Below are 6,208 nucleotides of genomic sequence, written 5' to 3' on the forward strand. Positions count from 1 at the left end.
TTGATAAGCGATACATTTAATTATGGTTTAACCATCAAAGCATTTTGTAATTGCTGAAAGTCTACTAAGCCTGTTTTTCTGGTAGCTTTACCATTTTTATCGATCACTATGGTTGTCGGTGTTTCGCCATGCCATTTAGGATCGATTTCATAGCGCAGGCGCTCATCAAAAGGCGCTGCTACATAATAATTATTGGCTTTTTCTAGATTTGCTTTGCTCAACATTTTTTTCATCGACTCGATTGATACATCATCAACCTGAATAAAAACTACTTTAGCGCTTGGATTGTTTTTGATAAAAAGACCCCACTGCGGCATCTCTTTAACGCAGGATGGGCAAGTCACCCCCCAAAAATTAATAGCCAGAGGTCCACCATTTGCGGCTTTGATGATGGATTTCCAATCTCCCACCTGATAAGGCTTCAAAGAAACTGGATCAGCGAAGGCAAACCCAGTCATTGAGAGAGTGAGAATAAAAATAAGCCAATATTTTTTCATTGCTTTTGTCCAATATTGATGAGTTGGTATCCATCATTACGCGTAAGCCAGGATAAAAATACTTGATTCCCTTGAGCTAGCAACAAGGGATGGTCACTGTACCCTGCTGTACTAGATAGTATTTTAGGAATTGCCCAAGTTTTTCCATCATCGCTAGATTCTTTTAAATATACGGATGATTGCACGCCATCAAACTCCTTCCATACCAACCAAACTTGCTGGCCCAATGCCAATAGATATGGCCTGGATACATTGGCAGTTTCAGCGCCTATGCGAGTAGGCTTGGAATAGGTGGCACCTTGGTTGGTGGAATTGGCATAAAAGACTCCAGAGCGCTTACTGCCTTGGGTATACCAAGCCACATGGAATGTACCGGTGTTTGATACTGCTATGGATGGTCCATGATGCGGGCAGGCATCCGTTTTCCAGTTGTCATCAGCCACCTTACGGATTGGTCCTGCACCTGAAGCAGAAATCACTTGGCTGGCCTGATCCCGAATGCCTCCAGGAAATATTGCTCTATACGCTAGCACTGGGTTGTCTTTTGGATCAAGGCTGCCACCAATGCGACAACACTCACAACTACTCTCATTAGCAAAGCGTTCTACCTGAAAGCTTTTGCCGCCATCCTGAGAAAAAGAATAGGCAATTGAGCCGCCAAGACGATTTTGTCCACCCTGCTTTGCTGCAGAAACTAAACGCTTATCGATCCAAGAGATAAAAATATCGCCATTTGGCTTGATCAGAACCGATGGAAAGCGCTGACTGGAGCCATCATTTACTAAGGACACTGCTTTGGTGAATGTGTTTGCCCCATCGGTCGATCTAGCAGTATTGATTTGCGCATTCCAGTTTGCATCTTTGAAAAATGCATATGCCAAAAAGACATCCCCTTGTTTATCAGCAACAATTTGTGGACGTGCATCAGCGCCAGCATCTAATGATTTACCGTGCTCAGCAATTTTGACTGCTGGTGAAAATATTTTTCCTAAATCAGAAGACTGCGCAACTGAGACCACGCCACTCGCGGTCCATACCAGCAATAGCCTTCCATCCTGCGTAAAAAATGGGGTTGCAGCATTGGCACACTCCAACCCAATTCCCTGGCAAACACTGCTCACTTTTGCTGGATTTGCACCGGCCATATGCGATGAATGATCCATTTGCGTTTGAGCTTGTGCAGCAAAGCTCAGCACTCCCGAAAGAAGCGCTCCGAGCAATACGAATCGATTAAAAGAGTATGGGGTCGAATTCATAATTAGAAGATGATACGTGCACCGACAGTAATGCTCTGTGGTTGCCCGGCGATATAACTTCCTTGACTAGTTCCCGTACCGTAAGTGATGTAGCTTCGATTGAACATATTGATCACACTGGCAAATACTGAGGCTTCTGGCGTTAATTGATGGTTCACCTTTAAACCAACAACTGCATAGGAAGGAACTGGTAAGGTGTGCGCGCCATCCAACCAAGAATTACCAATATAACGAACATTGGCTGTCAGACTGGTCTTTGGAAGCGGCATATAGGTCACTCCTGCATAACCCATGTTTTGTGGCACACCGCCAACCTGAGATCCAATTGGATTTAAGGATGCACTAACCCCCGAGCCAATCCAAGTAAGAATGGTGTTCGTATGGGTATATGTACCATCAACAGCCCACTGAGTATTGAGATCATGATGTGCCTGTACCTCAAGCCCACGACTTTGAAGATTCTGATTATTGCCGTACAAGCTAAATGTTTGGCCATTAGCTCCGGTACAAACTGAGATTGGACAACCTGCAGCAGCAGCTTGTGCCTGAGAAACATTGGGTGCATAAACTGCGTTTTTTACATTCGCATTAAAGCCCGTGATCTGCACAAAGCCCGCATTCCAACGATAGTCAGTCCCTAGTTCATAGCCAGTCATGTTCTCGGGGCTCAGCAATGGATTGGCCAGGCTAACGCTCGTTGAATTTCCATAAGTACGAAGCGTGTTGTTCAAACCAGGCGCATGGAAACCCTGATAGGCCGCCCCCCTAAAGTCCCACTCCTCAGTAGCCTGTAATAACAAGCCCAGATTAGGGCTGAACTTATATGCAGTTTGATTAGGGACATTGGTGTAATTTTGAACACCATTTGCACCTGCGATCCAATAGGTTGGGGTCTGGCTTTGCCATTGATCCTCTCGAAGTGAGAGAGTAGCTTGCAATGGGATGGCATCTGTTTTAGCCTTCATTTGCGCCATCACACCATAAAACTGTTGCTGACCTTTTGCGTAATCAGAAGAGGTAACCACTCCATTTGCATATCCAGCAGCAGAACTAAAGGAATTCGTTAAATTCTGTGCAGCTACCTGTCTTCCATCAACACTTACTACTACCTGATTAATAGTTTGATCCTTTAAGTCATGGGTATATTGCGCAGATGCCCCTAGCGTTGAATAAGGATCGTTATAGTTGGCACTAATATAAGCTGGTGTTGCACCGCTATTACTGACATTTTGCTGCCACAGAGTGGTGTTTTCGTAAAAAGCATTTACCTGAACCTTTTGCGCTGCGCTCAAACGCGTAGTTGCTCCTCCAGAAAAAGTAGTTTCTTGAGTTGTCTTGGTAGCAAAGTTATATCCACCAGATGGTAGATTTTGCATATTGTGGGAACCAAGATTAAAAAAAGCATCCGTATCAGAACTTAATTTCAAGGCTCCTTGAAGTCGGTAATTTGCACTGTTAGCGCTTTCAGGACCCATCCCAGGCAATAGAGGTGCTGACTGCCCTGCTCTATTCTTTGCTGGATAGACTGTTGCCGGAGAAATAGTAGGCTGGTTAATATAACCATCCGTATTAAAGTAGTCCGCAGATGCTCGTAGCTTTAATACGTCATTTACTGCCACTTCTTTTGAAGCAGCCACATTGCTTGTATTGTATGAACCATAACTGGCAGACACTTCGCCTTTGTTATCGTTAATGGGCTTGGTAGTGATGTTGATTAAACCACCCATGCCATAGTTGCCATAAAGATTGGAGACGCCACCGCGAACCAGTTCTACATCCTGCACTGCTGAGAGGGGGACAAGATTCCATTGAATGGTTCCATACATAGCGTCGTTTGCAGGCAGTCCATCGATCAATGCCAGAGTCCGCGCAGCACCAAGACCACGGACATTCAAACTCTGACCGGTGGGGTCCTTTTCATAATACGGTTGATCATTTAAAAATACACTTGCTTGATTCTTTAAGACCTGGTCAACCGTCATTTCCGGGACGTTTTGAATATCTTCATTCGTCAAAATAGAAGTGTTTTGAGTCATGTCCTTTAGCTCGGTACCAGAGCGAGTGGCACTAACAACCACATCACCTATTTTTTGACCGTAGTCGGGTGGCTGCGCAATTTGTGCTTGCGCGTTGATTAGTACAGACCCAAATAGCACACCCACGCATACGCTGATTTTCTTTTGCTGAAATAACATTTACTGCTCCACTGAACAATACGACAACGTATTGATTAAATCGTTGCCAACTACATAGCTAGGCTATGCCCTAATTTGATTAGGCTTGTACTGGTGGAGCTGCTGAAGGCGGGGTTATCCAAACAGCAAGTGGTTTGGGTGATTGGTAGAAAAGCTGAGGCAGCAAAGCGAAAGTCTGCGGAGCTTCAAATCTGAGATTAGTGTTGAATGCCGGAGTGATAACGCTCTGCGCTACACAATACGGGCAAGGCTTCATTTGATTGGCAACGTCTTTCCCGTCATCTTGAACATCGATTTGCATCTTGCTGCCATCGACAGAACAAATCTCCATTGCAAAACCTTCGCCATGCTTAGCCACTGAAACCGCTTGAGATGCGGCTGGCGCCAGCGCGCTCATTGCGATTGCTAAGGCAGCAATCCAGTGAACGAAGCGGTTTTTGGAGGAACTCATGATGGAGGAATTCTATCTGATTTTCCCCAACCTCATCTTGGATTTGCCCTCGTATTGGTGCAGGCAATAAAAAAGGGTCCGAAGACCCTTTTTTATTAGGCTTTAAACCTAACTTACATAGCAGCAGAACGCTCGATGAGTTTGCGACGCATTGGACGCAATACAAACCAAGCCAAGATTGCAGCGGTACCGTTCAAGATACTAGCAACCCAGAATACCGCTTCCCAACCACCAGTAGTGGCTACCAATACGCTAGACAGTGGCACTAACAATGAAGCAGTACCTTTTGCTGTGTAGAGGAGACCTGCATTACCGGCAGCGTAAGTTGATCCAAATGTATCGGCGTTGGTTGATGGGAACAAGCTGTAAATCTCACCCCATGCAAAGAACACCAAACCAGTTAACAGCACAAACATGACCGGGTCATGACCGAGGTAGTACAAACCAAGAATACCTACGCACTCAAAAGAGAAGCAAAGGGTCATAGTTTGTTCGCGACCAATCTTGTCTGATACCCAACCAAAGAAAGGACGGGTTAAGCCGTTCAAAACACGATCAATGGTTAATGCAAAAGTCAGAGCTGGCAATGCTAGACCTAACAAGCTCACCGTTACGCCAGCAACTTGGAAGTCTTTAGCGATTGGAGCCAATTGAGCAGTTGCCATCAAGCCACCCGCAGCAACCATCACGAACATGAGGTACATGATCCAGAACACTGGTTGCTTAACCATTTCCATTGGACGGAAATCTTTACGAGTCTGCGCAACAGCAGCCTTAACTGCAGTAATAGCACTCTTAATTGGCTTGGAAAGGAATAGACTTAACAAGACAACGATTGCGCCTTGACCAATACCAAAGAACCAGAAAGTTTCTTGATAGCCTTGTTCAGCAATCATTTTTGCAATTGGAATTACGGTTAATGCAGAGCCCGCACCAAAGCCCGCAGCTGTAATACCTGCAGCCAAACCACGACGATCTGGGAACCATTTAAGCGCATTACCTACGCAAGTACCGTAAACAGCGCCAGCGCCAACACCGCTAACTGCAGCAGCCGCGTAGAGCATAGTTAGTGTGTCTGCATGGGAATTCATGATCCAGCCAAGACCGCACAAAAGACCGCCAACAAAAACCACTGGGCGAGGGCCAAATTTATCTACGAGATAACCTTCGATTGGTACCAACCAAGTTTCAGTCAATACGAAAATAGTGAACGCAACTTGGATCGCTGCGCGACCCCAACCAAACTTAGCGTCGATTGGGTTTACAAACAAAGTCCAACCGTATTGCAAGTTTGCAATCATCGACATACAAACAACGCCGATTAGTAGCTGAAACCAACGACCTCCTAAAGGTCCTGCAGTTTTCTCGCCGCTCATCCTGAATCTCCTATTTTTTACTTTTTTATAAATACTCATCACGCCCAAAAATTTGGGTTATTTGATTTTTAAGCATTTACACATTGGAATACTTGACACTAATCAAGATTCACTCAAATCCCCACTAGTGATTACCCTTGCCTTAAACCTATGAAATATAAGCTTTACAAGGGCAAATCAATAGATGTGCGGATCTACAGACGAGTGACGACAGAAAGCAAAAAAGCCACCCGAATGAACTGACCCCCAGTAGTTGGACAGTTTAGTTAGGTTAGCACGAGGGATTGAGTTCGGTATTGCACCGGGCTTAATCCCTTTAGCTTTTGCTTGATTCGATCATGGTTGTAGTAGTGGATGTATTCCTTTAGTTCTGTTTTAAATGATTCGATACTTTCAAACCTTCTCCGATAGAAGAACTCTGTTTTCATAATCC

6 protein-coding genes are annotated in these 6,208 nt (G+C 44.9%); all 6 read right to left on the reverse strand.

Features of this window, described 5'->3' with window-relative positions:
• Positions 1-20 precede the first annotated feature (20 nt).
• The gene (locus VC188_RS10075) at positions 21-497 is read right to left on the reverse strand and encodes a TlpA disulfide reductase family protein (RefSeq protein WP_323483865.1); all 477 of its coding nucleotides are present in this window, start codon (positions 495-497) and stop codon (positions 21-23) included.
• Positions 494-1,753: a sialidase family protein gene (locus VC188_RS10080; RefSeq protein WP_323483866.1), complete on the reverse strand. Its 1,260-nt coding sequence runs from the start codon at positions 1,751-1,753 to the stop codon at positions 494-496. The genes VC188_RS10075 and VC188_RS10080 overlap by 4 nt, the downstream gene beginning before the upstream one ends.
• Before the next feature lie 2 nt (positions 1,754-1,755).
• Positions 1,756-3,948: a TonB-dependent receptor gene (locus tag VC188_RS10085; RefSeq protein ID WP_323483867.1), complete on the reverse strand. Its 2,193-nt coding sequence runs from the start codon at positions 3,946-3,948 to the stop codon at positions 1,756-1,758.
• A 79-nt stretch (positions 3,949-4,027) separates the two neighbouring features.
• On the reverse strand, positions 4,028-4,399 hold the full coding sequence (locus VC188_RS10090) for a DUF2946 domain-containing protein (RefSeq protein ID WP_215320305.1): 372 nt from the start codon (positions 4,397-4,399) through the stop codon (positions 4,028-4,030).
• 113 nt (positions 4,400-4,512) lie between these two features.
• Complete coding sequence (gene oxlT / locus VC188_RS10095; protein WP_215320307.1) at positions 4,513-5,775, reverse strand: oxalate/formate MFS antiporter; 1,263 nt, start codon at positions 5,773-5,775, stop codon at positions 4,513-4,515.
• Between the two features lie 266 nt (positions 5,776-6,041).
• Positions 6,042-6,208: IS3 family transposase (locus VC188_RS10100; RefSeq protein WP_323483870.1), on the reverse strand; the 167-nt coding region annotated here is incomplete at its 5' end.

Source organism: Polynucleobacter sp. MG-28-Ekke-A2 (assembly GCF_035012985.1).
Lineage (GTDB): Bacteria > Pseudomonadota > Gammaproteobacteria > Burkholderiales > Burkholderiaceae > Polynucleobacter.

Excerpts from the sequence above, each read along its gene's own strand:
- VC188_RS10075 (WP_323483865.1), bottom strand. The coding sequence starts at position 497 with ATGAAAAAATATTGGCTTATTTTTATTCTCACTCTCTCAATGACTGGG.
- VC188_RS10080 (WP_323483866.1), bottom strand. The coding sequence starts at position 1,753 with ATGAATTCGACCCCATACTCTTTTAATCGATTCGTATTGCTCGGAGCG.
- VC188_RS10085 (WP_323483867.1), bottom strand. The coding sequence starts at position 3,948 with ATGTTATTTCAGCAAAAGAAAATCAGCGTATGCGTGGGTGTGCTATTT.
- VC188_RS10090 (WP_215320305.1), bottom strand. The coding sequence starts at position 4,399 with ATGAGTTCCTCCAAAAACCGCTTCGTTCACTGGATTGCTGCCTTAGCA.
- oxlT (WP_215320307.1), bottom strand. The coding sequence starts at position 5,775 with ATGAGCGGCGAGAAAACTGCAGGACCTTTAGGAGGTCGTTGGTTTCAG.